Source organism: Pseudoalteromonas sp. A25 (genome assembly GCF_009176705.1).
Lineage (GTDB): Bacteria > Pseudomonadota > Gammaproteobacteria > Enterobacterales > Alteromonadaceae > Pseudoalteromonas.
Genome location: NZ_AP021846.1, coordinates 390,402 through 415,905, shown reverse-complemented (window position 1 = coordinate 415,905; position 25,504 = coordinate 390,402). Strand labels below are relative to the sequence as shown.

Here is a 25,504-nt window from a genome sequence, read left to right as displayed (position 1 = left end):
TAGCTACTCCTTAATATAAAGAGGTATATATGGTAGTGACTGACCTGATGCATATGGATTAAAAGACACTATCCAGTCATGTTTAAGGTTTACTTGGCCATAAGAACTTGAAATTACAACCTGTGTATCATTAGATGGATATATAAATATCCCATCACCTTCCACTATACCTGTTAGCTCTTTAAAACTATCTTTGGTAGTACTTTCAACACTTCGTAACTGGGTTACCTTAGAGGCTACATCATGGCCGTATAGTGCTTGCAAAAGTTCGCTTGAAGCATTCATTGGATTAAAAGAACTAATTTTGAATAACGTAATATTAGGCATCAGAACATCTAATATATCAGGTTCTAAGCCAAGACCTCGGATTTCATTTTTATTACTAATAGGACCGTTTCGATTTCCGCTCCCAGATAAGCTAACTTCTTGTCGACCATAGGTATCTATAGTATCAATATCCTGATATTCTAACAAGTTTTCGACCCAAACTGAAGCTTCCTGCTCAGCCATTCCCGCATAGACTAACAACGAAATCAATCTCTCCCTTTGTGGGTATCTAATATTAATTTTCGATGACAAATCATACAGCTGAGCTTGGACTCCAGGTGCAAGTTCAAAAGGCTCACCGAAAAAATTCCACTGATAAGGCTCCTGACTGCTTGACACAATTGACTTCTGTTTTGTTAGAAGGTTAAAAAATAAAGCTTGCCGAGAGCTGTGAAGCTGCACTAAAGCTTCTACTCTATCTGTAGCTAACTGGCTCGCAGCAATCTGTTCTTTAGCACTACCTGAAAAATACAAAGCTACTATTGTTAGAATTGCGCTAAACAGTAATATCTGCACAAGTGCAATACCATTACTTTTCATTACATACCCTCAGAGAAATACGGTGATAACTCCTTGAACGACTCAGTGTTATACTGACTGCTAAAAAATATCTCACCGATTGCACTTTTCAATCTCACTTCTACTGCCATCGGCATTAACTGATTATTAATTCCAGAGTAAATACTATACCTACTTGCTTTTGGCACAGGCAAAGTTGTACGTTCTCGCAGATTCTGCCAACCAATATATGAAATATCAAAGGCATTAATATCATCAAAAAGCACTAGTGTATTATCAAATTCGATTTCTTGATCTGCTCTTAATAATAAAAAGTCTCTCATCGAACGGCCTTGGTAAATTAAGCGAAACGTTTCATCCCCATTCTTTTGAAGTATTAACCTAAAAACCTCAGGAAACGAGTCATCAAAAACGCCATTCTCGGTAACAGCGAGCAAACTATCTTGATCACCAATAAAAAAAAATGAAGGTGAACCATCTCGATTTACAACGACATATGGAAAAATACCTTTAATTACACTTTGAAGTAATAAGTTTCGATGAAAGCTTTGATAATTTGAATCAAAATGATTAAGGCCTTTGCTCCAGCGTTCCAGTAACATTTGATAACTGAACGTCGCGGTCGTAATCAGCATGGAGAGAATGGCTAGGGATATTAATAACTCGACTAAACTGAACCCCCTAAGTGATAACAGTTTTACCCGCTTATTCATCCAGCCAACCTAATTGCTTGAATACAAAATTCTTGGTTATCCCATTGTGAGTTAACATTAATTCAACGTTCCATAATTTATATTTTTTTGGGGGTGTCTGATAGCTACCTGAGTCAACATCGAATCTTTGTGGTGGTGAACGAAAATCAATTAAGCTCGCTGTAATACTATACCTTACATCATTACTTGAACCTTCGAGTTTCAACTGTTCTTTTTCTGTTTTACTTTCGCTCCTAATGTGAGACTCAGCCAAAGATAAAAGAGGCGCAACTTGGGCATTGATAAGTAAATGTTCTGAAGCCTTTGAGCTTGATAGCAACGCACCTCGATAAACTATACTAACAGTGCCTAAAACCATGAATAAAATCACACTAGCGACCATAATCTCAATAAGCGTGAAGCCTGCTCCCTTTCTATTCATTGGTCGCTCTTGCATTACTAATATACTGATTATTGCCTGTAATGAGCTCTAGAAGTTCAACATAAATAGCCCGATTGTTTTGATTGACTATAACCGTTTTTTTTGTGGTTAAACCTCTAGTGTTAAATATTATTCTTTGCTTAGGAAAAGAAATGAAATCAAAACTAACCTGTGTTTTATTTTGTACATTATTGGCTAACCAAAAGCTAAACTTCTTATTATCCATGTCAATGGATACTTTCTGATTTTTCAAAAAGGCTTGCTGACTCGCATTTAAAAACAACCGCTCAACTTTTTTTATTTCAGCCTTACTCTGCACACGAGTCAAACTCTCAAATGCTAACGGACCAACGAAACTCCCTAAGATTACTACAATCATAATAACAATCATTAACTCGATTAACGTAAAGCCACCCTGCTTTATCATTACTCATATACCAATATCGTTTAATGAAACCATACTTAACAGCATTACAACAACAACACTGCCGACGAACCCACCCATGAAAAGAATCATTAAAGGCTCTATTAAAGTAGTCATTCTAGTTGTCCATGCTTCAAAGTCCTGCCTAGAACGGTTTGCTATTTCCTCAAATACTTTTTCTAAATTCCCTGACTCTTCACCCACTTCTAATAGTGATACAAAAAAATCAGGGTATAAAGAAGTCTGTTTGAGTGAAAAAGCCAGTGCGCTACCTTGCTTAACTTTGGTTCTGGCTATTTCCACCTCTCGACGAAGTATGTAATTATTTATATTTCCAGAGCAAAGCATCAAAGCTTTATCTATAGGCAACCCAGATTTAATCATCATTGCCAAACCCGCATTAAACCGAATGCGCTCAATAGTAATTACTGCACCTTTAATTACCGGTAGTTTCAATGAGGCTTTTTGCCACCAATCAACAAACGCTTTTTGTTTTGAACCATATAGAAGCCCAATCACGGATACCAATAAAAATATCAAAAGATATGTTTGATTTTTTATCATCCAATCACTGGTACTCAGCATAAACTGGGTATACCAAGGCAACCCTTCAGCATCTGTAAACATCACCGACATTTTTGGGATAATCACATTGAATATAAAGAATATACTCAAAAGGCACACAGCAAATATCACGAGTGGATAAGTTAATGAACCAATAATCTTACTACGTAACTCTCTTTTAAATTTCAAGTCTTTAGCTAAGTCAGAAAATATTTCGACTAAATTCCCTGATTCTTCACCCAATTCAATTAAGTTGCAATATAAAGGGTCGAAGACTTTTGGTTGCGCTCGAAATGCCATCGAAAGTGAATTGCCTTTTTTGAGCTCACTACTTAGCTCAGCTAACATAGTTGCAAGGGCAGGCTTTGCTTTAGTCTTTCGGATTATATCAATGCCCTTGTCAATACGAACGCCAGATTGCAACAAAAGACTTAATTCAGCGGTTAAAAACTCCAGATCTGCTAGAGAAACTTTACTGCTAAACAGAGAAATAGACTTATTTGACTGAAAGCTCTTAATCTCGGTAACTAATAGCCCTTGGTTTTTCAGTAAAATAAGAGCATGCTTTTGATCGTTAGCTTCAATTTGCCCATCTGACTTAGCACCCGAACTATCAAAAGCTTTGTAATCGAATAACTCCATTAACCGGCAACTCGCAATACTTCATCTAGGGTTGTCAAACCTTGAACCGCTTTATATAAACCATCCTCAAACAACGTTCGTCTATCTAAAGAAGAATTATGTTGTTTTGCTTGAGTTATAAAGTCTGCATCTTTTGGCATTGATTTAATTGTATTATCACAGCGCAGATATTCTGTTACTGCCATACGACCTTTATAACCTGTGTTTGAACATTCATCACACCCTTTACCAATGCGCAAATTTATCTCTGATAAGTGATAACGTTGAACAAACTGTTCAAGATGATATTCTTCAATCAAACTTTGCGCTTCAGGGTGAGCTTGGCTGCATGAAGCACAAATCTTACGCGCTAGACGTTGGGCAACAACAGACACTAATGCTGCGTTCAATAAAAACTCTTCAACCCCCAAATCTAATAGGCGTGTATAAGCACTCGCGGCATCATTCGTATGTACAGTACTAAAAACAAGATGCCCGGTTAAAGCCGATTGTAATGCGATTTGTGCTGTTTCCTTATCCCGTATTTCACCTAACATAATGACATCAGGATCCTGTCGGACAATTGAGCGTAAACCAGCGGCAAAATCAAATCCGATTTCGCTATTGACTTGTACTTGATTTATACCAGGGAGCTGATATTCCACAGGATCTTCAAGCGTAATTATTTTAACGTCTTCATTGTTCAGAGCATTTAAAAATGTATAGAGGGTTGTTGTCTTACCCGACCCTGTTGGTCCTGTTAGCAATACTACGCCCGCAGTGGACTTGATATCATTCCTAATCATACTTTCAATATCTGGTGACAAACCTAGTATTGACATATCATACTGAACATTATCTTTTCGCAGGAAACGCATCACTATTGATTCGCCATCATTTAGAGGCAAAGCAGATACACGAATATCAATTTCTTTATTTGCAATTTTTGTTTCAATTTTACCATCTTGAGGGCGCCTCTTCTCAGCAATATCCATTCCAGATAGGATCTTGAGTCGAGTAACAAGCGGCATTTGCATTTTCGGCGCTAAGCGCTCAACTTCGTGCAAAACGCCATCAATACGATAACGAACTCGGTAGCGTCCCTGATAAGGTTCTAAGTGCATATCGGATGCACCTTGACGTAATGCTCTAGCCATCAAAGAGTTTAACAAGTTAACTACTGGCGCCTCTGATGCTAGCTCTTTTAACTTTTCTTCTTCTGCATCACTGTATTGGTTATCAAAGCTATCAACTTCTACGTTTTCATACCTAGCGAGCAGAGCCTGTAGCTGCATCTCCGTCGCAATAAAAACAGAAACCTCTAGCCCATTTTGTACGATCCACTCGTTCATCGTTAAATTGAGTGGATACAGAGCGGCAAATGTCCATTTATTATTATCTACTGACAGTGGAACCCAATCCTGCTCTTTGAAAAATTGTACATTTTCTTGAGAGCAATTTGGTAACTCAACCTCCTCCCAAAGCTCTTCATCTAACAATGGCAACTCTAACGTTTTGGAAAGAAATAGCGGTACCTCTTCATCAGAGAGGCTGCCCATATTGACGAGAATATTTTCTAAGCGACCACCATGTTTAGCTTGGTAATTGGCTGCTTTTTCAACATCTTGCTCAGAAACGCCAAACTGAGATTGTAATATAGATTTTGCATTCATTATTTATGCATTATATCTTGGTTGTTATCTTCACCACCTTGCTTACCATCTGCACCAAAGGACATCAACGCGTAAGGTTCTCCATTCTCACCTGGTATTTTATATACATATGGATTACCCCACGGATCTAGTGGTACATCTTTAGGCAAGTACGGACCATCCCATCTTGGATGATCGCTTTTTCTTAGTTCTTCCAATGATTGAGGGTACTGCCCTATATCCAAGCGATAGGTATCCAATGCTGTTTCAAAAGCAGACATTTGCGTAGCAGCAACGCCTCTTTCAGCGGTACCTAACTTATTAAAAAACTTTGGTGCAACTAACGATGCTAATAAACCCAAAATAACAATCACGATAAGGAGTTCCATCATGGTAAATCCATGTGATTTAGGGTTGATAAACTTTTTACAACTATTGAATTTCATTTTTGTTCTTCGCTTGTTTTTTTGTAAACACATACTTTCTTAAAAACCTTGCTACGCGCCATGCATGTTGGATACAGGCAGAATAACAAATAAATACTATCAAAAACACCAACAACATTCCCCACTCGGGTACTTCAATTAGCTCGCCGAAAACACCAACGCCCGCCAGGCACATTGCAAAAAAGGTGATGCTTGCTAAAGCCCGTCTAGGGCTAAATCCTATTCGCATAAATACATGATGTAAATGGTCTCTATCTGCCATGAATGGAGACTGGCCCTTTTTAACTCTTCTAATGATGATAGCCATCATATCCATCAAGGGAATTGCAATTATCCAAAGTGCTGTTACGGGGCTAAACGCGTTATTAGTGTGCGATTGGGTTGAGATCATTAGTAGCCAAACAACGCTTAAGCCAATAAACATTGAGCCGGCATCGCCCATAAATATTTTTTTATCTCGATGCCCTTTAACTCCCAAGTTAAAGGCTAAATAAGGAACTATTGTCGCAATAATAATTAAAGGTAAAACGCTTAATTCGCCGCCATTCACCGCCATTAAGAACAAAATAGCCGTAAACGTTGTAATGCTCATCGCCCCGGCGAGCCCATCGATACCATCAATCATATTAAAGGCATTAATGGCTGCAATCACTGCTACGACAGTAAAAGGGATTCCCCACAACCCAAGTTCTATATCACCAAAGCCAAACAGGTTACCTAGATTATGAATATAAGCGTCTGAACCCCACATCATAAGCAATGCAACAACGGCCTGAACACATAAACGAATCTTAACGCCTAGTTGTTTATAATCATCTACTACGCCGAGCAGTACAATTGCGGCTGCGCAGACTAAATAGACAACTAATCGCTTTTCTAGAGGTAAAAACACTAATATCGAGATTAGTACGGCGAGGAAAATAGAAACGCCACCGATTAAAGGGATAGACCCAACATGCTTCTTTCTACTACATGGTACATCAACCAGCCCCACCCTTTCAGCCAGTGGCTTTACCATAAAAATAGTGCAATAGGATGCAAAAAAAGCAAAAAATATGACCATACAGATCCACATATCCTCAGTGACTCGCTAATACCAGCGCGGGATTATAGCGCGTTTGAACAACAAACAAAATCATCGGTAACAATTTTTAACACACCTTAATATCCATGCAGCACTCAAATGACTACTTAGCCTATAAAACAGCTTACCTATTATGTGCTTGTTGATTATAATTATATTTTTGCTGTCAAAACTATAACGTTCGAAACAGCCATCTAAATTGGCCTGTTTTTTCGAATATCATAAGTTTGGAGAGATTAGACCCTCAAGTAACATCACTATTGCACTTTAATTGCTTTTTTTCTACTTTTATTCGTAAAGACACGAGCCCTTAAGAACCGTGCTACCTTCCAAGCATGTTGGATACAGGCCGAATACGCAATAAAAGCGGCCACAAAGGCGACGAGCATTAACCAGTCTGGCACACCAATTAATTCACCAATAATTCCAACAAGTGCTAAGCTAACGGCGAGCAAGGATATTGTTACTAGCGCTTTCCTCGAGCTAAACCCTATTCGCATAAACACATGATGCAAGTGATCCCTATCCGCTCGAAAAGGAGATTGCCCCTTTTTGACTCGTCGAACGATTATCGCCATCATATCCATCAGTGGAATAGCAATAATCCATAAAGCAGTAACAGGGCTAAATGCGTTACTAGCATGTGACTGAGTCGACATCATTAATAACCAAATCACACTAAAGCCGATAAACATCGACCCTGCATCACCCATAAATATTTTTTTATTTTTGTGGCCAATCACACCTAAGTTAAACGCCAAGTAAGGTAATATCGTCGCTATAATAATCAAAGGAAGCATTGTTAATTGCCCCCCCTTGACTCCCATCAAAACAAGAATTGACGTGAAAGTGGTAATGCTCATTGCACCAGCGAGCCCATCAATCCCATCGATCATATTGAATGCATTGATAGCAGCAATGATCGCAATTACGGTAAACGGAATACCAATATAGCCCATATCTATGCAGCCAAAGCCAAGCAAATCACCTAAATTACGTATGTAAGCATCAGCTCCCCACATCATGAGCAACGCAATGCATGCCTGAGTAAATAAACGGACTTTAACGCTTAATTGTCGATAATCATCAACAACTCCGAGCAGCACAATAGCTGCTGAGCAGAACAAGAACGAAACAAGCGCTTTATCTAATGGCAAGAATACGATACTCGAAATGAGCACGGCAACAAAAATAGAAACGCCACCAATGAGCGGGATAGATCCAACATGTTTTTTTCGGCTGCAGGGGGTATCAACTAACCCAACATACTCTGCGAGCGGTTTAATCGCAAAAATAGAGCAATAAGATGCTAGGAACGCAAACAAAATAACCATAAGAACGAAATATTTCCCATTACAAATAAAAGGGCTAATTCATGTCTAGCAAACGACTGAATACATTAATGGTGGCGATATTCAAGTCGCCCTAAGGTTTTCTCTGTAACACAAAATGCCTAAACAGAACCAACATAGCCCCTAACGCAATACCAAAAAACGTAATGCCAACACAAATAAGAGCCCGTTTTGGTCCCGCCTTTTGTACTGGCAATATTGCAGGATCAATAGTTCTAAATACATACTGTGATTGAGTCTGAGCTAACATTTTGGTCTGCTCCTGCTGCTCAATAAGTTGATAAAAAATCCTTTGCATATCAGCTACTGTAGTATCAGCTAATGCTTGTTTTAGATATTCAACTTTTACATTCGCTTGTTCTATATCTTCAGCTTTCATATAGTTATTGATTTCGTCAACAAGCTCCTCAACGATATTCTTGGCTAGGTGCGGCGAATAATGAGTAACAGATATAGAGACAAGCCCTTTTTTCTTTTCTTCTGATACCACAAGGTTTTGCGACATTATATGGTCGTATACTTCTTGTATCCCAGGCTCCGGGTCAAACGGAGCCTTAACGTTGCGAGACCATTTTGATTCAGCTACGTTATACATATTAGGGTTATACAGGAGCTTATTATTTGCCATATCCCAACCTTCAGTTGCTAATAACGCAGGTTTAAGGTCACGTTTTTCAACAAACTGATATAAGAAAGCGCGGCTTTGTAGCACTTGCAATGCGAGGCTTGACTTGTCCGCTTGCCCCGCCCCCAAATTAACGCCTGCCACGGCGGCCAAACCACCAAACTCAGATCTTAAGTTAGACAACATACCACCTTGACTGCTATCTACCGGTGATAAAAGTACACTCGCTCGATAAGTATTCGGTATAGACAAGGCATAAAATACGCTTGCCACAGCAAACAGCCCACCAATAAGCATAATAAGCCATTTACCACGCCATATTGCAGCTAGTATTTCGGTTAGATCAACTTCATTTTTTTTCACGATATCTACTTCACTTAACATAGTCTTACTGCCTATTACTTACTAAGCGAAGCAATCGAAGCCGCCGCTAAACCTAACTGATATACAATTTGAGTGGCTGTACTCCACAATGTTAAGTTATCCAAGTAATGCGCATCTAATGGCACAACGATAGTATCTCCAGGGGATAGGTCATTAACACCACTATTTACTGCAAACCAAGATCCAGAGTTAGGAACATATACCGAGCCATTTGCTTTGATAACATAGATACGCTCGTCATCTGCCTTTTTCTTCAAACCACCGCTTGCTTGAATATAGTCTTCAATTGACTTCCTGCTGTCGTAAATATGTGTTGCCGCCACGTTCACTTCACCAATAACACTCACTGACTCTTGCAATGCAGGAATGTACAACGCATCGCCGTCTTCCAATTGTAAGGCCATGGTAGATTCTTTATTAAAATCGATAATTAGCCGACCTAACGCTTCTACGTTCGACAAATCCTTTAAAATCTTATCCATATCAGCATATGATAAACTATTGTTTGCTGTTGTGTTTTTTTGGAAGCTTGAGGTAATAATATTTCGCCTTAACTCTTCTGTTAGCCTTTGCAAATGTGTCGCTTCTTTTCGCTTTACCGACTCTCTCGTAAAGATAGACCCCTCTTTATGCGCAAACTCACTAAATCCACCAACACGCTGTATTACACTCTCAAGCGTTTCACCTCGACTGATGGTATAAGTACCGGGAAATTTAACCTCTCCTAGAATTTTAACTTGTACTCTTTCTTGCCAGTTTGGCTTAGGGAATATATTGACTGTATCTTTACTTTGTAGCGCTAATTTAGGCGCTTGTAGTTCATTTTCACCATTAATAGCAACATGCTCAACCTGTTTCTCCCCCTCATACACAAGTCGAGTTACCTCCACTTTAGAGACTAGTGCAGACTCTAATAACCCTCCACCAGCTAAAATGGCTTCTGATAACCCAGCGTGCTGAGACAGTGGGTAGGTCCCAGGGAATTTCACTTGCCCTTCAATAGAAAACAGCTTCACTGGACTTTTAGGTGTTGCTTGTTGCTTAAGTTTAGCGAGGATCGGTGCTAATAGCTTCTCGCGACTAAACACAGCATAGTCTTCGCTGTCCACATCATCTTGGCTTTGTTCTATTTCGCTATAGATGGAAGGTCTTTTCTTTTCTTCTTCTTTTTCCTCTTCTTCTACCCCGATATAGAGCAAGAAGTTCTGGCGCTCATACTCTTCCCAAAGTTTAATATTCTCTCTTAGTTTCAGTTGCTCTTTGCTATAAGCGAAGTTATCTAATAGTTGATTTTCTTCTTCTTTAAACTGGTAGCGACTAAATACAACTACGGCGTCGTTGGATTGTAACTCAATATCATTAGCCTTACCTTCGAGTACATCCTGTAAAGAAAATTGTAATACATCGATATCTCCGCTGAACCCAACTTCTCTGATAATAAGCGAATATGAGTAATCAGCAATCGACAAAAAATCTTCTCGGGGAGATTGAAAAATATCTCCAATTCTTACGCCTTCTTTCCACTCATAGTGGCCTGGTTGCGTAACCGCCCCAACGACCGTTACAGTATTTTGGTATCGAGTTGATTTGGCATTAACTAAGATTTCATCCCCATTTAAGGGGTAGTAAGAAGAAGGTTGCTCAAAGTTAAAATTCAGTGTGACACGTCTTCCATCAGGGTTATAACGTGAGACAACGACCTTCTCTTTATTTGCATTTGCTTGGAAGCCACCAAACATCGCTTCAATGTTTTCTTTACTATCACTTTCTTTTAATTCAAAAACAGCTTCGCGATTAACCGCACCTTTAATTTTAATTTTTTTCGTGGCCGGTGGAATAAAGACAACATCGCCAGGCTTCAGCACAATGTCTTTCGAGCTATCACCAAATAACAACAAATCATACAGATCCAAGGTCGTAATTAGTTTACCTGCTCGTTTAACTTGGATTTTCCTCAGGGAGCCATTTTCTCTGACCCCGCCAGAAACGAACAAGGCGTGAGTCACCGTAGCTAGAGGAGAAACTGTATAACTACCTGGTTTATATGACTCCCCTACAATCATTACGCGCATTGGGCTTAGCTGCCCCATAGAAATAAATGCCTTAACACCAATCATTTCTTGGGATATTTTTTCGCCAATCAAGTCTTTTAATTCTTTGAATGTCAACCCGACAACGTGAATAGGTGTCAGCTCGGGTATTGCTAATCTACCTTCACGGTCGATCTCAACGATGTATTCGCCACTCGTTTTACCATAAAGATTAATCTTTACGGAGTCTCCAACACCTACTTGATAACTATCCGGCACCGCCGCAAGCTCGGTTGGCATAAAAGTCATCGGTTCGCCCGCAAAAATTTGATAGCCAAATGGTTCTAGCTCTTCTTGTTTCGGCTTATATTTATTTTCTGACTCATCCAATGACTCAGACTCTTCCTCTCTTGGTAAAATCGACTTCTCTTCCTGATTGACATTACCCATTGATTTAGACTGAGAGGCCGCTGAGTTAAGATCAATACCATAGCGTTTCGCAAGTATTTCTTGCTGAGCCTTAGGTAACTTTTTAAACTGCTCTATTTGTTTCTGGCTAGGTGTTGCCGCATTTACGCTTCCTGCATTGAACACAAATAGTGAAAACAGAACAAAAAAGACTGTTAATTTACTTAACTTCACGAATATACCCTTAAATGAATGCGCGATTTGACCGACGAATGATACAGTATTTCTGACACAAAAAAAATGGGACCTATGGTCCCATTTATGTAGAAAAGTGTTAACAGGTTAGAAGCTGTATACCAATGTTAATGATGTTTCAGTATCGGTATTATCTTTTTCAGCTGCAACATCTGAGTTATGAATAACGTTATAAGCGACTTTCATTTGTAAAGAGCCATTTATTTTTGTCATCAATGCTGATTCGGCAGTGGTTTTTGTGTTGCTGTCACCGTACTCAACTGCAATTAACTGAGTAAAGCGTGCATTTTCTGAAACTTGCCAATTGAAATCTAATTTACCAACAGCTATCACTTCATTTTCTGATTGGCCAGCTAAAGAGTTGCCATTCTCATCAACTGTAGTGCTAGAGTTGTGGTGTTCAAAACGTTTTATACCGGGTCCAACTTCCGCGTTTAAATACATATCATCACGATTTAGCAGTCTTAAGCCATAACCCACCGACACAACCGCTTCGTTTCTGTACGCACCAAAGTAGTCAGAAACATATGAACCATAAACAAACAAGTGGCTATGGTCTTCTCTTAACTTATAGTTGCCTTGTGTTGATAAAGAGTACTTTTCGTTTGTGCGTTCAGTAACTCGCTTTCCGGCATCATTTTCTATCTCATCTTCTTTATAGATGCCACTGAGCTTATATTCATTATGCCAATTTTCGAGGTTGTGCTTAGCTTTAATACCACCTTTTAATGTTGTGGTTTTAGTATTACCACTAGTGATAATTGCACCCACTTCGCTACTCACATCCCAAGTTTTCTTTACATCTGCAGTTGCTGCATACGCGCAATTAACTGTGGCTGCAAAAACACACAGAGATAAAAGTTTTAATTTCATTTCTTAATAACCTTTCAATAATTAATCTTTATGAAGATGCACATCCATTTGCGGGAATGGAATGGTAATGCCAGCTTCATCTAGTGAAACCTTTATATTTTCTACCAATTCAAAGTAAACAGGCCAATAGTCAGAAGTGTTAACCCAAGGACGCACAACAAAGTTAACACTCGAGTCAGCCAACTCTAATACTGCAACATTATATGCTGGTTCTTTTAGTATGCGCTCTTCTTTATCTAGCACAGACTTCAACACTTGTTTTGCTTGCTTTAGATCAGCGTCATAGCCAACACCAATAACTAAATCGATGCGACGAGTTTTTTCCCTTGAAAAGTTAACGATTGCGCCCGACATGATAGATGAGTTTGGCATTATAATAACTTTGTTGTCAGGCGTTTTTAGTTCTGTTGAGAAAATTTCTATTTTTTGCACACTTCCCGCTTTGCCGCCAGCTTCAATGTAATCACCCGCTTTAAAAGGGCGAAGGATAATGATTAATACCCCTGATGCAAAATTAGACAATGAACCTTGCAGTGCTAAGCCAATTGCGAGGCCTGCTGCACCCAAAATCGCTATAAAGGAGGTGGTTTCTACCCCAACTTGAGACAGTGCCATCAAAATAGTTGCAGCGAACACCGCCGCGTACACAATATTTGCGACAAAACCAGCAACAGCCTTGTCTATTTTGCGTTTTTCAAAGGCCTTAACCGTTAATTTATCGCATGCTTTAGCAACTTTTAAACCAATAAACAGGATCAATAAGGCAATAACAGCCTGTATTGAGAAATGAAGTAACATATCTGAGTTATCATTTAGCCACTTTATAGCTGTATCCATAAGGCCTCCTAGGCGTGATATTTGATTTTGAGCGGATCATACATAGATTATATGAATATTGCCTGTATGTAAGGATTTTTTATTTGTAATTTTTTTCGTGAAAATTACAAATATTGCTTTGCAAGTGCAAGATATTTATGTATTATGCGCGCCACACACCAAAGAGGTGTTGTTATTGCGGCGGCTGTAGCTCAGTTGGTAGAGCCCTGGATTGTGATTCCGGTTGTCGTGGGTTCAAGTCCCATCAGTCGCCCCATCTTTTCTTTATTTGAACTTATGTTCAACGTCTCATATATCCCTTTTCATTAATGTTTACACATAATCTTGTGTTGTATCTCTTTGCATGAATTCTACGTATTTCAGACAAAAAAATGCCACCTTTCGGTGGCATCACACACGGGATTATTTCTACGTATAGATAGAAATTCTTTACTTCCAGCTTCTCATTTTGTGCCCTTTGACAGCATAAAAGAGGATAAATAAATAGCTGGGTATCATTAAACTATATGCGCCTTGCGCTCCTAGGCCTGCTGCGTTGCCAACACCTATCAACAATGGTCCTAACGCACCGCCTGCAATACCCATAATCAAAAGGCCTGATGCAGTTCCTGTTAAGCGTCCCAAACCATCTAGTGCAAGTGGCCAAATTGCTGGCCATACCATGGCATTAGCAAAACCCAATAATGCAATGCACAATAGCGGATCTGGAAGCTGCGGTCCACCAAATGGGACAAGTAACATGTTTGCAAGTACAAACGAGTTGTTACTGCCAAACACAACGGCTAATACTGTTACAATACCTGCAATACCTGACATCATCAAGGCACTTTGTTGTGACATAAAGCGAGGGATCAGTGCGATACCTATCGCATAGCCAATAAGCATACACGCCATTGTATATGATGTCATTACTGAATAATCAGCAATCCCTAATTGTAGCGCATACGAACCTATCGTATCGGCAGCGATAACTTCAACAGCAACATACAACGCAATACCAATAACACCGAGTACTAAATGAGGGTGCGCTAGCGTTTCTTTAAGCTCCCCTTTACTGGTCTTACTTTCTTCGTCAAATACCAAATCAGGTAATGGAGAAAACTTTGCAAATAGGGCAAATATGAAAATCAACCCAGCTATTCCAATGTAAGGTGCAATCAAGCTGTTTGCCATCATGTCTTTTTGTTCTTGAGACAACTTAGCTCCACCTTCAACTAAACCACTCACCACAACAGCTGCGAAAATAATGGGAACAATCACGCCTGCGGACTTGTTCAATAAGCCCATAATACAAACGCGAACCGCAGCAGATTTTTCCGAACCCATTTTCACAACATATGGATTAACAGCCGTTTGTAATACAGTTTGCCCAACACCAATCATCAACTGAGCAAACAGAAAAATCTCTATCATCTGCATTTTTGCAGCAGGAATATACATCAACGCTGATCCTGCCATGATCATACAGCCAATTGCCATACCATTTTTATAACCAACCCGTTTGATGAGCATGGCAGATGGAATACCAGCAACGGTTACAGCGATATAAAACGATGAGATGATAAAAGAGGCCTGTAAAGGTGTTAACTCAAGCATTTGTTGTAAAAACGGCGTTATTGCACCGTTTAGCCAAGTGATACAGCCCAAAATGAAAAACATTGAACCGGCTAATACCATAGGCAACCAGATACTCTGCTTGTCTTTACTTTCAATATCCACGATTGCTTCCATAAGTTTCTTCTTGTTGCTAGTTAATATCATTATTTTAATAGCTGTGCATTTAAAGTGCTTTATTGCGACGCTTCGACTAACAGAAAAGCAGCTTAACAAAACAAAATGACAGCGCTGACATTTAACTCTACGTTAAAATTCGGCATTTGACTAGTCAGTTTTTAAACATCTATGTAACTAAAGCTGAGACGAATTTCGAACTTTAGCTACATATAACTCACCTCAATACCCCTTTATTTTGATAACCCGGTGACACGGCTAGTATTATTGCTACCATGACGAGTTCTCAGTGAGATGCTTTGATTGCCATCAACGTTCACGGGGGCGACATACTCTTGCCACGACTGGCCTCCATCAAATGAGTATTCAATGGTCAAAAAAGGAAATGCACTGTTTGCATATAGTTTTCCGTCTTTAATGATGCCCCCAGGTACCGGTAAATTTGCTTTTATTCCGCCTTTTTCTAGTTTCGCCAGTTCCTTTACTGATAGTGCAGCAGCAAACTGCTGCCAGTCGTTACTAAAACTTTTACTATTTAACCCAGTGCTTTCCCAAGCTGCTTTGTGCCAAGCTCGTTCGGCAACGCTCAAGATCCGAGGAAAAATCATACTCATCACTTGCTCTTCGGTGCGAATCGTTTCACTCCAAACTTGTCCTTGCATACCGAGAATATTTTCAGGTCGCTCTAACTTAGGTAATTCTCTACCAACTAACGCTTCTAAATTGACAATAGGCTCTCGATTACTTGTGAAATCGGCATTACCATACACATCATCGGGCATATAACCAAAGGTTTTTTTGGTATCGATATAACGAGTTGCCCAGTAGTAACCTCGCGCCTCCGGATGCGCTTCATATGGATGGTCAAAATACAAATGCGTACCGTGCGAAAGGATAACCTGATACCCATCATTGGCTAAACGGTGTGCTCTATCGGCAACCCCCCACTCCCAAATGTTATCCCAAACGTTGACGGTAACCTGCTTATTCACAAATGAGGCCCGATTAAATGGATTTACTTTGTCATACATCAGGCCATCTTCCCAAGCACCAGGGGTGATCCCACGCTTATCCAAAAGGCTCGCGACACGTTGAGTAAAGTAAGGCTTTAAATCTGCAACTCCTGCCACACCATTATTTGGATCAGCGAACAAAGTTTGACACGCTTTTGAGTCTGTCCACGAGCCACTTCCAACTTCATCACCACCAAAGTGTAAGTTGGTCAATCGTGTTCCGGCCTCTCGATACATACTTTGCAACTCATAGGTCACTTTATCGATAAATGCATAGGTAGAGTCTAAACACACATTAATTGAATTATCAGTGTAGTTTTGTACCGTCAGATATTGGGATGTATCACCGGGCTCACTAAGTAAGTAAGCGCTTGCAGCGTTTTTATTTCCTTGCTTAATTAACTTATTATACCTTGCTTCCATCGCTTTAATTGATGCCCTCGCATGACCCGGGCCTTCAATTTCAGGTATGATTTTAATATGTCGAGCGGTAGCAAACTTAAGAAGTTCAACAAAGTCTTTACGGGATAAATATCCATTACCTGAGCCTGATTTAAACGGCCCAGTCCCTAGCTGTGTCAGTAAGCAACGTTGCTCACTTAAATCAAAGCAGCGATAGCCACCGATTTCACTCAGCTCAGGTAAACCTGGGATCTCTAAACGCCACCCCTCATCCTCAGAAAAGTGCCAATGTAGCACGTTCATTTTATAACGGCCCATTTGTTCCACGAGTTTAAACATCGCATCTTTTCCATGGAAGTTACGGCCATTATCATAGTGCATTCCGCGCCAGGAGAATCTTGGGCTATCCTCAATCTCCACATTTGGAATTTCGATACTGCCTCGGGCATCAGGACTAAACAATGCAAGTAAACTTTGCATCCCGTAAAATACACCCGCATTGTCAGAACCGACTATGATGATCTGCTCGTCATCAACTTCTAACTGATAGCTTTCAGCTTTACCAGCAGCTACTGTATCATCAACTTTTAGTGTAATAGTGGGCTGCTTTCCCACGTTGATATGATCTGGTTGAGCCTCAAGCTTAAGGCCAAAATCAGCTAAGTCTTCAGTAAAAACTGCTACCTCAGATTTTAGTCGGCCCGCATAACGGATCTGCCACTGCTCGTTAAGTACCGCAGTTCCGCGATTAAAATCAACATGATTGGGCTTTGGAATAATGCGTTTTAGAGCTGCTTCTCTTGCGACTGAGTGTACTGTTTCATTTCTTTCAAAGCGCAGCGCTGCATTGGCAATTTTTGTGTGGTCTTTCGGTTGGTTATAACGTTTAAGCTGGTTTTCTCGCTCAATTGGAGCAACAAACTGTGTAAAATCTTCGCTATCAGTATTACTAAAAATGGCTGGCGTGTGACCATTTGCAACCATGAATGCGCGGGGCATAAAATCACTGTAGGCTGCTATCCAAGCACTGGCTTCAAATGCGACTTTTAGACTCTTTCCCGAGGCTAAACCAGCAAAGTCATCGGTTGGTACCAAACGGTTTAAATCACCGTTTATATGTTCTATTTTCAGCCCAGCGACTTGCTCTGTGTGGATCTTTCTAATTGAATGAAAGTATACCTGCCAGTCACTTTTACCTTTGGGTAAGTCTACACCCGAATTATTATTTAACGTAATAGATGCGAGTAACTTACCAGCACCTTCATTAAAGTTGTCCTCGACGGCAAACATAAACTCTGTGCCTTTTGTGAAGCGCTGCAGTTCACCCTCGGTGAGTGCAGCATTAGCAAGTAATGGCATTGCCAATAGCGTGCTGGCAAGTAAAGTTTGTTTAAAGTTCATCCTAGGCTCCTTTATAAAGCGGCAGTATCTTCGCTTAATGTCATTATTTTAAGTGCGAGTTGATTGATAAATAGCTTAGTTATGCTCATTTATCATATAGAAACAAAAATGACAGCGCTATCATTATTTTTTCATTTTGCTGCAATGAAACTAAGCTACACATAAAAAAGCCCGCAAATTGCGGGCTATCAGTGCTAAAAATTTTTTACTACCAAATTTTTACTCGCTGCTGCGGCGCTAGATACATCTTATCACTTTCTTTAACATCAAATGCCTCATAAAACTCTGGCATATTAGGCAAAACACCAATAACTCGATAATGGCTCGGCGCATGCGAGTCTGTCACTAAGCGATTACGTAGTTCTTCCTCACGGTACTTCCGTCGCCAGATCTGTGCCCACCCCATGAAGAATCTTTGTTCTCCAGTGTAACCGTCGATCACAGGGGCTTTTTCTTCACCTAGTGAGAGCTGATATGCTTTATAGGCAACGGTTAGACCACCCAAGTCACCGATGTTTTCGCCAAGCGTAAATTCGCCATTTACATTGGCATCTTCAAATGGTTTAAATTGATCGAATTGTTCTACTAGCTTTTTACCACGTGTTTCAAATTGTGCTAAATCAGACTCGCTCCACCAATTGCGTAGGTTTCCATCACCGTCGTACTTAGCCCCTTGATCATCAAACCCATGTCCTAGTTCATGTCCAATTACTGCACCAATCGCACCGTAATTTACTGCATCGTCAGCAGCCAAATTAAAAAATGGCGGTTGTAAAATAGCGGCAGGAAAAACAATTTCATTGTTTACGGGGTTATAATAAGCATTTACCGTTTGTGGCGTCATAAACCATTCAGAACGATCGACGGGTTTACCAATCTTGTCGAGCATATCTTGATACGCCCATTGGTTATAGCGTACGTAATTGCCAAGTAAATCATCGCGATTAATTTCAAGTGCTGAGTAATCTTTCCACTTATCTGGATAGCCAATTTTAGGAGTAAACTTGTTAAGTTTTTCTTTAGCAGCGACTTTAGTTTCAGCAGTCATCCATTCCAGCTCGCTAATAGCTTGATCAAAACCTTTAATCAGATTTGCTACCAACTGCTCCATTTTAGCTTTCGCTTCAGGTGGAAAGTATTGCTTAACGTATATTTTACCAAGTAGTTCACCTAACACTTCATTGCTGGCATCTACCGCTTTTTTCCATGTTGGCGCTTGCTCTTCTAAACCACGCAATCTTTTGCCAAAGAAATTAAACTTCAACTCCACCATGTCTTTGTGTAACAAGCTGGCATGGTTATTTACAAAATGAAATGTTAAGTATTGCTGCCAAGTTTCAAGTGACGTTTCGGTATAAATGGCCGACAAACCTTCAAGATAAGATGGTTGACTAACAACCAGCTCTTTTAGATCAAGTCCTAGTGCTTGAAAATAGGCCGACAGATCAAAATCAGGCATTAGCTGATTTAGCTCTGCCATAGTCATTTTATTATATGTTTTTGTTGCATCTCGGCTTTGCACGCGCGTCCACATAACCTCCGCCAGTGCTTTTTCTACAGCAAAGATACGATTGGCGACCTGCTTCGCGTCTTTTTCTCCCAAACGACTGAATACTTGTTCAATATACTCAATATAATCGGTACGCAACTTAGAGTATTTTTCAGTATCTTCTAAATAATAATCTCGATCAGGAAGGCCTAGCCCAGACTGATATAAATACAACGCATGCTCACTAGAGCTCTTAGCGTCATTATTAACATACCAAGCGAACGGATTTTTCCCGCCTTTTGTCAATATATTAGCCATTAACGCAGGAAGTTCACTTTTACTCGTTACCGCGTTTATCTCTGCCAAATAGGTTTTTAACGGCGATAAACCAAGTTCTTCACGCGCGGTTTCATCCATATAGCTGGCATAAAATGCCCCTAATTTATATTCATCACTTTGTGGTTGCGCTTGAGCATTCGCTTTAGCCCCCTCAAGCACCTTTTTTAACGCTTTTTGTGATTCATCATACAGCTGAGTGAAAGAGCCATAATTAGACTTATCTGCTGGTATTTGTGTTTTCTCTAACCACTTACCATTAACATGATAATAAAAGTCATCTTGGGCTTTGACTGTCCGGTCAATATTATTTAGATCGATCCCAGAGACTAAGGCCGATTGAACAGCGTCTTGCGATGCTTTTGCCTTGGTATCAGTCGTAGATTCACTGCACCCAAGTAAACCTAAGGTCAGTGCAACACTTGCTGCTGTTAAAGTAATTTTGTTATTCATTATGATATGTCCTATCAGAGATACACAGCCATATTAAACGTCCTAGATCCCTAAAACAAACCCACATTGGGCGAAGAGCAAAAAGGAAAAGTAACAAATCATGTACACATGACTTAAAGATCCGCTTGAAGCTTAGCGACAATCTCCAGATTAGCCGCTGGAAATGCCAGTTCATGTAATTTTTCAAGGGCAACCCAATCACATTGCTGACCTTCTAACCCTTTGGGCTCTCCAGAAAATTCCATCACCAAATGAATATCCAAACATACTTGCTTATCTATATAGTCATGCTCTATCACCATAAAAGGCTGTGATTTATGCGTCAGTATGTTGATTTCTTCTTGTAACTCTCTTTTTAACGCGTCTGTTACGGTTTCACCCTGTTCAACTTTACCCCCAGGAAATTCCCATAATCCGCCTTGGTGTTGATGCTCGCCACGCTTAGTTACAAACACCTTGTTGTTTTTAATGATCACCCCTACGGCTACATGCACACGTTTTATTGTCATCGTCAACTCCTTAAAAAAAAGCGACCTAAAGGTCGCTTTTCAAAACTCTTATACCACAATGTGGATTATTTTAATTTACCACAACACTGCTTAAACTTTTTACCTGATTGGCAAGGACACGGCTCGTTACGGCCAACTTTTTGTTCAGCCTTTGCAGCAACCGCAACGCCTTCTGGTACTTCGCCACCCACATGCTCAGCTTCAGCATGCTGATATTGTCTCGGAGCCTGCTCACTACGACGGTGTTGTTGCTCAACCTTCTCAACATCTTCTTCAGCACGCACTTGTACTTTACTCAAAATGCCAACCACATCTGTTTTCAAGTTTTCAAGCATTTCAGAGAAGAGCTCAAACGACTCTCGTTTATACTCCTGCTTGGGGTTCTTCTGAGCATAACCACGTAAGTGGATCCCTTGACGTAAATGATCCATAGCAGCTAAGTGATCTTTCCAATGCTGATCGAGGCTTTGTAGCATTACCGCCTTTTCAAATTGACGCAATACATCTGGGCCAACCATTAACTCTTTTTGCTTATATGCTGATTCAACTTCTTCCGTTATACGATCGCGAAGCTTTTCTTCATAAAGCTTCGCATCTTCTTCGAGCCATTTTGCAATCGGCAAATCGAGTAAAAAGTCTGCTTTAATACGCTCTTCAAGCCCAGGAATATCCCACATTTCAGCTAAACTTTGCGGTGGAATAAATTGATCAATGATATTACCCAACACATCACCACGAATAGCTGTGATGGTCTCAGAAATATCGCCTTCTTCGAGCAGCTCATTACGTTGCTCATAAACAACACGACGCTGATCATTAGCAACATCATCATATTCAAGCAGCTGCTTACGAATATCAAAGTTGCGTGCTTCTACTTTGCGCTGCGCATTTTCAATTGCACGGTTTACCCATGGGTGCTCAATGGCCTCGCCTCGTTGCATGCCTAGTTTTCGCATCATATTAGTCATGCGCTCACCGGCAAAGATACGCATTAAAGCGTCATCCATAGAAAGGTAGAAACGGCTTGAACCTGCATCGCCCTGGCGTCCTGAACGACCACGGAGCTGATTATCGATGCGGCGTGATTCATGACGTTCAGTACCGATAATATGTAAACCACCGGCAGCAATTACCGCATCATGCGTTTGCTTCCACTTTTCTTTTATTTCAGCAACTTGTTCATCAGATGGGTTCTCCAGCTTGGCAACATCAGATTGCCAGTTACCCCCTAACACAATATCAGTACCACGACCTGCCATATTGGTTGCAATCGTTACCTTACCCGGCAAACCCGCATCGGCGACGATATCGGCTTCTTGAGCATGAAACTTAGCATTCAACACATTATGCTCAATTTTTTCTTTCGTTAAGAAGTGTGAAAGATACTCAGAGCTTTCAATTGAAATAGTACCAACAAGAACAGGTTGACCACGCTTTTGACAATCGCGGATATCTTCTAAAATAGCTTCAAACTTTTCTTCTTGCGTCAGATAAACCAAGTCAGCGCGATCGTCACGTATCATCGGCTTATTAGTTGGAATAACCACAGTATCTAAGCCATAGATAGATTGGAATTCAAATGCTTCAGTGTCAGCGGTACCTGTCATACCCGCTAACTTTTCATAGATACGGAAGTAATTCTGGAAGGTGATCGATGCCAATGTTTGGTTTTCATTTTGAATACGCACACCTTCTTTTGCTTCCACAGCTTGGTGTAAACCTTCAGACCAACGACGCCCTTCCATAGTACGGCCAGTATGCTCATCAACAATAATTACTTCATTGTCTTTTACAACATAATCAACGTCTTTTTGATATAGTTTATGAGCTCGTAATGCCGCATAAACATGGCTCAATAAAGTGATATTGCCTGCAGAGTATAATGAGTCACCCTCTTCAATTAAGCCATGCTCTATTAATAACTCTTCAACTTTAAGCTGACCGCGCTCAGTTAAGTGCACCTGTTTTGATTTTTCATCCAGCGTGAAGTCACCATCGCCTTCAACACCTTCTTCATCTTCTTTTTCTTGCAGTTCTAGAAGTGGCACTAAGGTGTTAACTTTAGTGTAAAGCTCCGAGCTATCTTCTGCGGGACCAGAGATGATAAGTGGTGTACGCGCTTCATCGATTAAAATCGAATCCACCTCATCCACAACAGCGTAATATAATGGGCGCTGCACTCTTTCTTCGATACTGAACGCCATATTGTCGCGCAAATAATCAAAGCCAAACTCATTATTTGTGCCGTAGGTGATATCAGCAGCATATGCTGCTTTTTTCTGTTGTGGCATCATGCCCGGTACATTACAGCCAACAGTCAGACCTAAAAACTCAAATAATGGACGGTTTGTCTCTGCATCCCGTTTGGCCAGATAGTCATTCACCGTAATTACATGAACGCCTTTACCCGTTAGTCCGTTTAAATATGCAGGCAACGTTGCTGTTAAAGTTTTACCTTCACCGGTGCGCATTTCAGAAATACGGCCTTGGTGTAATACAACACCACCTATCATTTGCACATCAAAGTGACGCATGTTAAATACACGCTTCGATGCTTCACGAACCGTTGCAAAAGCTTCAGGTAACAAATCATCCAAGCTAGTCCCTTGCTCAAAACGCTGTCTAAACTCAGCGGTTTTTGCTTTTAATTCTTCATCTGAAAGTGCGCTGTATTGCTCTTCTAGGGCATTGATTAAGGCGACCGTTTTTCTTATGTTTTTAATAGTGCGGTCGTTGCGACTACCAAAAATCTTGGTAAATAAATTAGCTATCATGTTAAAACCGTTTCACTCTTGTGATGGCTGACCTACGCCACATCCATATCTCTTGGGCAGGTGAGGTCGCACTGCTTCGCTTTGGCAACAAATGTGGTTACATTCGTTGTACTGCCTAAAATTTAAAATTATGCCCTATCATACCAGACTCAGCGACAGTGCAAACCACTGAAGTGAAATCAACCCATTTTTGTGTCTATTTACAACAATTTCACCGGGCGATTTAGCGGCACAATGTAATTAAAAGTCAAACAAGATGCCTAACCGTGGTATCGCAGGTTGCTTAGTGAGATGGGTACGAATACAAAAAAATCAAGTCCTCAATAAAACTTCTGTTGTATCACAAGGCAAGATATACTTAGCAAAGCGTCATTAATTCGGTGATACATTCTTCATGGCAAAGAACCGCTACGATCCAAAGCAGCTTAACGAACTAATGGGCAAGTGGTCAGATAAACTGCTCAACTACACTGACAAATCAAAAAAAATGGCTGAACTACAGCAATGTTTAGAAAAAGCCATTGGCCCAATCTTGAGTAAGAAATCTCGCGTTGCCAATTACCGTGATGGCACACTTATCATTGAAGCTGCATCCGCGACGCTGGCCACCCGACTTAACTACCTTAAAATGGAAATACTGTCACAGTTTCGTCAAGCGGGCATGATTGAGTGTTCGCAGGTAAAAATAACCACCAACCCAGAAGCACAACAGCGCTTATCACCGAGAGACAGTTATACAAATACCAAACAAAACTCCCAAGGTAAGGGTCGTGTTATGAGCGAGCATACTGCTGAACAATTGAGAGAGCTGGCCAGTGGAGCCCCCCCCAGCTTGCAGGCAAAACTTCTAAAGCTGGCAGCGCATGCTCAAAAAGCAGACAAAAAAAATGACGCATAAAAGCGTCATTTTTTCCTGTGTTTTTTATCTCATGCCGTTGCCACTTCAAGTCCTGGTGCAGGCATAACAACGGGTTCATCAAATGTAGCCCATTCCCACGCAGACTCTGTAGCCATAATTTTACGAAGTAAAATATTATTTAGGCCATGACCAGACTTATAGCAGGTGATCTTGCCTAGGATGTTATGACCAGCCATAAACATATCACCCACGCAGTCTAGGATCTTATGTTTAACAAACTCATCATCGTAACGCAAACCATTAGGATTCAATACTTTATAATCATCTAAAACGACCGCGTTATCCATGCTACCACCCAAAGCTAGGTTATTGGCATGCATGTATTCAATGTCTTTCATAAAGCCAAAAGTTCTCGCGCGGCTGATCTGCTCGGTAAAGCTTTGTGCAGTAATATCCAGCGCGATACGTTGGCGACTATCATTAATTGCAGGGTGGTCAAAAGCAATTTCAAAATCGATATGAAAACCATCATATGGGGTAATTTCGGCCCACTTATCACCGTCTTCAACGCGCACTTTTTCTTTTATGCGAATAAAACGTTTGGCAACATTTTGCTCTTTAATGCCGCCTTTTTGTAATAAATAAATGAATGGTAATGCACTCCCATCCATAATTGGCACTTCCGCGCTATCTAGCTCAACGACGAGGTTATCAATACCCATCGCAGCGACTGCGGCAATTAAATGCTCAGTGGTCGAAAGACGAATACCGTCTTTATTGGTTAAACACGTACACAACTGCGTATCACCGACAGCTTCTGGCGTAGTCTCAAAATCGACGACAGGATCAAGATCCACACGACGAAACACCACCCCGGTGTTTTCACTCGCAGGTCGGAGAGTGATCGTGACCTTTTCGCCTTTATGAAGCCCTACACCCGTTGCTTTTACAACTTCGGCAATTGTACGTTGTCTAATCATAGCTTCGCCCACTTTTATTACA

At 40.5% G+C, this 25,504-nt stretch carries 20 protein-coding genes and 1 tRNA gene; 2 read left to right on the top strand and 19 right to left on the bottom strand.

What is annotated here, in order from left to right; genetic code table 11:
* Window positions 1-3: 3 nt before the first annotated feature.
* The 13 genes from GDK41_RS01930 to GDK41_RS01870 all read right to left on the bottom strand — a co-directional run bounded on the left by GDK41_RS01930 (window position 4) and on the right by GDK41_RS01870 (window position 13,535).
* Window positions 4-867, bottom strand: coding sequence for a type II secretion system protein GspK (locus GDK41_RS01930; protein WP_152084827.1), 864 nt, complete (start codon window positions 865-867; stop codon window positions 4-6).
* A complete protein-coding gene (locus GDK41_RS01925; RefSeq protein ID WP_152084826.1) occupies window positions 867-1,559 on the bottom strand; it encodes a prepilin-type N-terminal cleavage/methylation domain-containing protein in 693 nt (230 codons plus the stop codon). The genes GDK41_RS01930 and GDK41_RS01925 overlap by 1 nt, the downstream gene beginning before the upstream one ends.
* Window positions 1,552-1,980 (bottom strand): PilW family protein, encoded by a 429-nt coding sequence (locus tag GDK41_RS01920; protein WP_172971527.1) that lies wholly within the window; start codon window positions 1,978-1,980, stop codon window positions 1,552-1,554. The genes GDK41_RS01925 and GDK41_RS01920 overlap by 8 nt, the downstream gene beginning before the upstream one ends.
* Entirely contained in the window at window positions 1,973-2,407 is a 435-nt protein-coding gene (locus GDK41_RS01915) for a pilus assembly FimT family protein (protein WP_152084824.1), read from the bottom strand. Before GDK41_RS01915 ends, GDK41_RS01920 begins: the two co-directional genes overlap by 8 nt.
* Before the next feature lie 3 nt (window positions 2,408-2,410).
* On the bottom strand, window positions 2,411-3,610 hold the full coding sequence (locus GDK41_RS01910) for a type II secretion system F family protein (protein ID WP_152084823.1): 1,200 nt from the start codon (window positions 3,608-3,610) through the stop codon (window positions 2,411-2,413).
* A complete protein-coding gene (locus GDK41_RS01905) occupies window positions 3,610-5,262 on the bottom strand; it encodes a GspE/PulE family protein (protein WP_152084822.1) in 1,653 nt (550 codons plus the stop codon). The genes GDK41_RS01910 and GDK41_RS01905 overlap by 1 nt, the downstream gene beginning before the upstream one ends.
* On the bottom strand, window positions 5,262-5,687 hold the full coding sequence (gspG, locus tag GDK41_RS01900; RefSeq protein WP_152084821.1) for a type II secretion system major pseudopilin GspG: 426 nt from the start codon (window positions 5,685-5,687) through the stop codon (window positions 5,262-5,264). Before gspG ends, GDK41_RS01905 begins: the two co-directional genes overlap by 1 nt.
* Window positions 5,674-6,750, bottom strand: coding sequence for a UDP-N-acetylglucosamine--undecaprenyl-phosphate N-acetylglucosaminephosphotransferase (gene wecA, locus GDK41_RS01895; protein WP_232056504.1), 1,077 nt, complete (start codon window positions 6,748-6,750; stop codon window positions 5,674-5,676). Before wecA (GDK41_RS01895) ends, gspG begins: the two co-directional genes overlap by 14 nt.
* A gap of 278 nt (window positions 6,751-7,028) precedes the next feature.
* Complete coding sequence (gene wecA, locus GDK41_RS01890) at window positions 7,029-8,105, bottom strand: UDP-N-acetylglucosamine--undecaprenyl-phosphate N-acetylglucosaminephosphotransferase (RefSeq protein WP_152084819.1); 1,077 nt, start codon at window positions 8,103-8,105, stop codon at window positions 7,029-7,031.
* 91 nt (window positions 8,106-8,196) lie between these two features.
* Window positions 8,197-9,132, bottom strand: a complete 936-nt coding sequence (locus GDK41_RS01885; protein ID WP_152084818.1) for a Wzz/FepE/Etk N-terminal domain-containing protein — start codon at window positions 9,130-9,132, stop codon at window positions 8,197-8,199.
* A gap of 14 nt (window positions 9,133-9,146) precedes the next feature.
* Entirely contained in the window at window positions 9,147-11,804 is a 2,658-nt protein-coding gene (locus tag GDK41_RS01880; protein ID WP_152084817.1) for a polysaccharide biosynthesis/export family protein, read from the bottom strand.
* Between the two features lie 108 nt (window positions 11,805-11,912).
* Complete coding sequence (locus GDK41_RS01875) at window positions 11,913-12,698, bottom strand: DUF481 domain-containing protein (protein ID WP_152084816.1); 786 nt, start codon at window positions 12,696-12,698, stop codon at window positions 11,913-11,915.
* Window positions 12,699-12,719: 21 nt separating this feature from the next.
* Window positions 12,720-13,535, bottom strand: a complete 816-nt coding sequence (locus GDK41_RS01870; protein WP_152084815.1) for a mechanosensitive ion channel family protein — start codon at window positions 13,533-13,535, stop codon at window positions 12,720-12,722.
* 180 nt (window positions 13,536-13,715) lie between these two features.
* Here GDK41_RS01870 and GDK41_RS01865 point away from each other — a divergent pair.
* Window positions 13,716-13,791 (top strand) — tRNA-His (locus GDK41_RS01865).
* Window positions 13,792-13,964: 173 nt separating this feature from the next.
* Here the strand turns inward: GDK41_RS01865 and nagP are convergent.
* The 5 genes from nagP to secA form a co-directional block, all read right to left on the bottom strand.
* Entirely contained in the window at window positions 13,965-15,266 is a 1,302-nt protein-coding gene (gene nagP, locus GDK41_RS01860; protein WP_152084814.1) for an N-acetylglucosamine MFS transporter NagP, read from the bottom strand.
* Between the two features lie 233 nt (window positions 15,267-15,499).
* Window positions 15,500-18,082 carry a family 20 glycosylhydrolase gene (locus GDK41_RS01855; RefSeq protein ID WP_152084813.1) on the bottom strand — a complete coding sequence of 861 codons (2,583 nt, stop codon included), beginning with the start codon at window positions 18,080-18,082 and terminating at the stop codon, window positions 15,500-15,502.
* Between the two features lie 208 nt (window positions 18,083-18,290).
* Window positions 18,291-20,360, bottom strand: a complete 2,070-nt coding sequence (locus GDK41_RS01850) for a M13 family metallopeptidase (protein ID WP_152084812.1) — start codon at window positions 20,358-20,360, stop codon at window positions 18,291-18,293.
* Window positions 20,361-20,473: 113 nt separating this feature from the next.
* Window positions 20,474-20,869, bottom strand: a complete 396-nt coding sequence (mutT, locus tag GDK41_RS01845; protein WP_152084811.1) for an 8-oxo-dGTP diphosphatase MutT — start codon at window positions 20,867-20,869, stop codon at window positions 20,474-20,476.
* Between the two features lie 65 nt (window positions 20,870-20,934).
* Entirely contained in the window at window positions 20,935-23,643 is a 2,709-nt protein-coding gene (gene secA / locus GDK41_RS01840; protein WP_152084810.1) for a preprotein translocase subunit SecA, read from the bottom strand.
* A gap of 394 nt (window positions 23,644-24,037) precedes the next feature.
* Here secA and GDK41_RS01835 point away from each other — a divergent pair, with 394 nt between their 5' ends.
* Window positions 24,038-24,541 (top strand): DUF721 domain-containing protein, encoded by a 504-nt coding sequence (locus tag GDK41_RS01835; RefSeq protein ID WP_152084809.1) that lies wholly within the window; start codon window positions 24,038-24,040, stop codon window positions 24,539-24,541.
* Between the two features lie 29 nt (window positions 24,542-24,570).
* Here the strand turns inward: GDK41_RS01835 and lpxC are convergent, their stop codons facing one another.
* On the bottom strand, window positions 24,571-25,482 hold the full coding sequence (gene lpxC / locus GDK41_RS01830) for a UDP-3-O-acyl-N-acetylglucosamine deacetylase (protein ID WP_152084808.1): 912 nt from the start codon (window positions 25,480-25,482) through the stop codon (window positions 24,571-24,573).
* Between the last annotated feature and the right edge of the window lie 22 nt (window positions 25,483-25,504).

Coding starts and splice junctions, on each gene's coding strand:
- GDK41_RS01930 (WP_152084827.1), bottom strand. CDS start 867: ATGAAAAGTAATGGTATTGCACTTGTGCAGATATTACTGTTTAGCGCA.
- GDK41_RS01925 (WP_152084826.1), bottom strand. CDS start 1,559: ATGAATAAGCGGGTAAAACTGTTATCACTTAGGGGGTTCAGTTTAGTC.
- GDK41_RS01920 (WP_172971527.1), bottom strand. CDS start 1,980: ATGAATAGAAAGGGAGCAGGCTTCACGCTTATTGAGATTATGGTCGCT.
- GDK41_RS01915 (WP_152084824.1), bottom strand. CDS start 2,407: ATGATAAAGCAGGGTGGCTTTACGTTAATCGAGTTAATGATTGTTATT.
- GDK41_RS01910 (WP_152084823.1), bottom strand. CDS start 3,610: ATGGAGTTATTCGATTACAAAGCTTTTGATAGTTCGGGTGCTAAGTCA.
- GDK41_RS01905 (WP_152084822.1), bottom strand. CDS start 5,262: ATGAATGCAAAATCTATATTACAATCTCAGTTTGGCGTTTCTGAGCAA.
- gspG (WP_152084821.1), bottom strand. CDS start 5,687: ATGAAATTCAATAGTTGTAAAAAGTTTATCAACCCTAAATCACATGGA.
- wecA (WP_232056504.1), bottom strand. CDS start 6,750: ATGGTCATATTTTTTGCTTTTTTTGCATCCTATTGCACTATTTTTATG.
- wecA (WP_152084819.1), bottom strand. CDS start 8,105: ATGGTTATTTTGTTTGCGTTCCTAGCATCTTATTGCTCTATTTTTGCG.
- GDK41_RS01885 (WP_152084818.1), bottom strand. CDS start 9,132: ATGTTAAGTGAAGTAGATATCGTGAAAAAAAATGAAGTTGATCTAACC.
- GDK41_RS01875 (WP_152084816.1), bottom strand. CDS start 12,698: ATGAAATTAAAACTTTTATCTCTGTGTGTTTTTGCAGCCACAGTTAAT.
- GDK41_RS01870 (WP_152084815.1), bottom strand. CDS start 13,535: ATGGATACAGCTATAAAGTGGCTAAATGATAACTCAGATATGTTACTT.
- nagP (WP_152084814.1), bottom strand. CDS start 15,266: ATGGAAGCAATCGTGGATATTGAAAGTAAAGACAAGCAGAGTATCTGG.
- GDK41_RS01855 (WP_152084813.1), bottom strand. CDS start 18,082: ATGAACTTTAAACAAACTTTACTTGCCAGCACGCTATTGGCAATGCCA.
- GDK41_RS01850 (WP_152084812.1), bottom strand. CDS start 20,360: ATGAATAACAAAATTACTTTAACAGCAGCAAGTGTTGCACTGACCTTA.
- mutT (WP_152084811.1), bottom strand. CDS start 20,869: ATGACAATAAAACGTGTGCATGTAGCCGTAGGGGTGATCATTAAAAAC.
- secA (WP_152084810.1), bottom strand. CDS start 23,643: ATGATAGCTAATTTATTTACCAAGATTTTTGGTAGTCGCAACGACCGC.
- GDK41_RS01835 (WP_152084809.1), top strand. CDS start 24,038: ATGGCAAAGAACCGCTACGATCCAAAGCAGCTTAACGAACTAATGGGC.
- lpxC (WP_152084808.1), bottom strand. CDS start 25,482: ATGATTAGACAACGTACAATTGCCGAAGTTGTAAAAGCAACGGGTGTA.